2 protein-coding genes and 2 tRNA genes are annotated in these 2,107 nt (G+C 43.7%); 2 read left to right on the top strand and 2 right to left on the bottom strand.

The genetic code is table 11. The features are described 5' to 3' along the window. The first annotated feature begins 7 nt into the window (after window positions 1-7). Together ABUA47_RS24350 and ABUA47_RS24345 are read left to right on the top strand one after the other, a co-directional pair. Window positions 8-81: transfer RNA gene (locus tag ABUA47_RS24350), tRNA-Arg, on the top strand. A gap of 23 nt (window positions 82-104) precedes the next feature. Beyond that, a tRNA-Arg gene (locus ABUA47_RS24345) sits at window positions 105-178 on the top strand. A 472-nt stretch (window positions 179-650) separates the two neighbouring features. On the opposite strand, the gene dapA is transcribed toward ABUA47_RS24345, so the two are convergent. Then, window positions 651-1,544 carry a 4-hydroxy-tetrahydrodipicolinate synthase gene (dapA, locus tag ABUA47_RS24340; RefSeq protein ID WP_005827769.1) on the bottom strand — a complete coding sequence of 298 codons (894 nt, stop codon included), beginning with the start codon at window positions 1,542-1,544 and terminating at the stop codon, window positions 651-653. A 103-nt stretch (window positions 1,545-1,647) separates the two neighbouring features. After that, window positions 1,648-2,107, bottom strand: a 460-nt coding sequence (locus ABUA47_RS24335; RefSeq protein ID WP_349832239.1) for a helix-hairpin-helix domain-containing protein, incomplete at its 5' end; no start/stop codon positions are given.

The raw sequence follows: 2,107 nt of genomic DNA, 5'->3' as shown, positions 1-2,107 counted from the left end.
ACAAAGAGGCCGCGTAGCTCAACTGAATAGAGTAGCTGACTACGGATCAGCCGGTTACAGGTTTGAATCCTGTCGCGGTCACAAGTTTTCATAATTTTTTTAAGGGTCGCGTAGCTCAACTGAATAGAGTAGCTGACTACGGATCAGCCGGTTACAGGTTTGAATCCTGTCGCGATCACAAAGAACCTCCGCAAGTTTTCTTGCGGAGGTTCTTTGTTTTTACAGCAATGGCATATAGTTGATGTTCTCCCCTTGTATGGCACTGGCGCGTGTTCTCCATAATGAAACAAACTGTTTCCCTTAACTAAACACTTTGTTTCCCTTGACAGAACACTTTGTTCCATCATATAAAAACAAAGTGTTTTTCTCTGCTGAAACAAAGTGTTCAGTGTTGTGAACTAATAGATTAGCTGAAATAATAGTCTTGTCTTGATTGAGCTAGAGATGTCTTTTTCTCGATTTAACCAGATGTCTTTTTGCTTTATAACGTAATCAGTAGACTGTTTTGGGATTATTGTACTGATAAATATAGTCACATAGGAAAAAAAGAAGGAGTTAATTCCGTGTTTCCACAAAATTAACTCCTTGCATATCTGATATTAATATGTTGTATACTGGAAATTAATATCCTATAGGGGCGGTATAAGACCTTAGCATTTGATGTTCAATTCATCCAGAATCTTGCGCATGGCTTCGAAAGTAGTGATTCTGGTCGGCACCAATGGCAGGCGGAGCTTGTTCTCAATCATTCCCATTACATTCAGCATGGCTTTTACTCCGGCAGGGTTGCCGTCTACAAACAGAAGCTTGAATAATTCGGCAAATTTGTGGTGAATGGTCAATGCATTGGCATAGTCCCCTTGCAGTGCCAGACGTACCATACGGCTGAACTCACGTGGGAAAGCGTTTCCGATGACCGAGATAATGCCGACGGCCCCCAGGGTAATCAGAGGGAAGGTGATGCCGTCATCGCCCGAAATAACGTCGAAATTGGCCGGTTTGTTTTTGATGATGTCGTCCATCTGCGTGATGTCGCCCGAAGCTTCTTTGACGGCTATCACATTCTTGAAATCACGTGCAATGCGCAGGGTTGTTTCTGCCTTCATGTTCACGCCGGTACGACCGGGGACATTATAAAGCACAATCGGCAAATCCGTTGCTTCAGAAATGGCCTTATAATGCTGATATATACCTTCTTGTGAGGGCTTGTTATAATATGGAACAACGGAGAGAATGGCATCTACTCCGGTGAAATCGTCATTTTTCAGTGTTTCCACTATGGCCCGGGTGTTGTTTCCACCTACGCCCAGCAGGATAGGAATTCTTCCGTTCACCCGCTCGATGACCATTTTCTTGATTTTCTTTTTCTCTTCTTCAGTCAGAGTCGGAGTTTCTGCCGTGGTGCCGAGCACACATAAAAAGTCGGTATTGTTTTGAAGTTGATAGTCTACCAAACGCATCAACGCATCGTAATCAACGCTTTCATCCTCTTTAAATGGAGTAATCAGCGCTACCCCCATTCCTTTCAATCTTGTCTGTATCATGAGTATTATAAAGTAATCTCTAATTAAATGACTCGCAAAAGTACGAATTTTTTCGATTTACCCTACAAATATAAGCCATAAAAAAGCTTTTTGTGGAAATTTGTTAGGATAGCAATGCCAAAAACTCATCTTCGCTCATAATCTTTACTCCCAGTTTCTGCGCTTTCTCCAGTTTGGCAGGTCCCATATTTTCTCCGGCCAGGATAAAGCTGGTTTTGGAGGAGATACTGCCGACGTTTTTCCCACCGTTCTTTTCAATCATCTCTTTGTATTCGTCCCGTGAGTGGTGGGTGAATACGCCGCTGATGACAATGGACTGGCCCGCCAGTTTGTCGGTGTATCCGCTGAGGTCTTCTTCCGTCCGGTGGAGTTGCAGACCGTTCGATTTCAGCCGTTCCACCAGCTCTCTGTTGGCAGGATTGGAGAAGTAGGTTATAATGCTCTGCGCTATTTTTTCACCGATTTCATCGATGTTTTTCAGCTTTTCGAGGTCTGCGTTTTCCAGTTCTTCGATGTCCGTAAAGGACTTGGCTATCTTCTTGGCAACCGTTTCTCCCACGAAG

The organism is Bacteroides sp. RTP31139st1_H2_RTP31139_211217 (genome assembly GCF_040227615.1).
GTDB classification, from domain to species: Bacteria; Bacteroidota; Bacteroidia; order Bacteroidales; family Bacteroidaceae; genus Bacteroides; species Bacteroides uniformis.
Note: the sequence above shows the minus strand (reverse complement) of the source record. Positions and strands in the feature narration are given on the sequence as shown.

What these genes read in the sequence shown, in the direction of transcription:
- dapA (WP_005827769.1), bottom strand. Translation starts at nt 1,544, where the DNA reads ATGATACAGACAAGATTGAAAGGAATGGGGGTAGCGCTGATTACTCCA.